The organism is Streptococcus sp. GMD4S (genome assembly GCF_000296955.1).
This window is the reverse complement of sequence record NZ_AJRE01000388.1, coordinates 1-604: the sequence shown is the minus strand read 5'-3', so window position 1 is coordinate 604 and position 604 is coordinate 1. Positions and strand designations below refer to the sequence as shown.

Below are 604 nucleotides of genomic sequence, written 5' to 3'. Positions count from 1 at the left end.
CATATATGATTGGGAAACACTATGAAAATGACTTGTCTTGGGATGCTTTTGATACAGCTAGTCAAGAAGTTCTTACTTTTTTATGTGGCTTGATTGAGGAGGGACTGAGTCAAGACCTCTTTTTCCCCAATCAAGGTCGTCACCTCTTTTTCCCTCTGACCTTTTTTGAACAGGGAGTGGAGTTGCTGATGAATTTGGAGGATTTTCATTTCGAACATCAGATTACTAGTTATGAAAATCTTCTCTTTCATGATTTAGATCCAGATGCAGAACTGTTCTCTTTTTCCGTGCAGGAGTATCCTGATTATTTTGAGATGGAGATTTCTGAAAGTGAGCGAATCAACGTATTCTATGGGGGAGCGGTTCTCTTTCGTAAGGGGAATCTTTATCTCTTAAATCCTAAACAAATCAGCCTCCTAAAGGAAATCAAGGAGCTTCCTCAGGAGGAAAGAGGGAGAAAATGCCTCCAGTTTGACAACAGTGATCGTGACCGTCTGGCTGCCTGTCTGCCTTTGTTTGGACAGCTGGGCACAGTTTCTGCTCCTGAGCGCTTGCAAATCAGACCCTTTTCACCAATCTTTTACTTTGATAGGGAGGATGACGG

At 42.4% G+C, this 604-nt stretch carries 1 protein-coding gene; it reads left to right on the top strand.

The annotated features are described in order from the left end of the window. Positions 1-604 (top strand): SNF2 helicase associated domain-containing protein (locus tag GMD4S_RS10065; protein ID WP_000329002.1); only part of this gene is annotated, 604 nt, incomplete at both ends.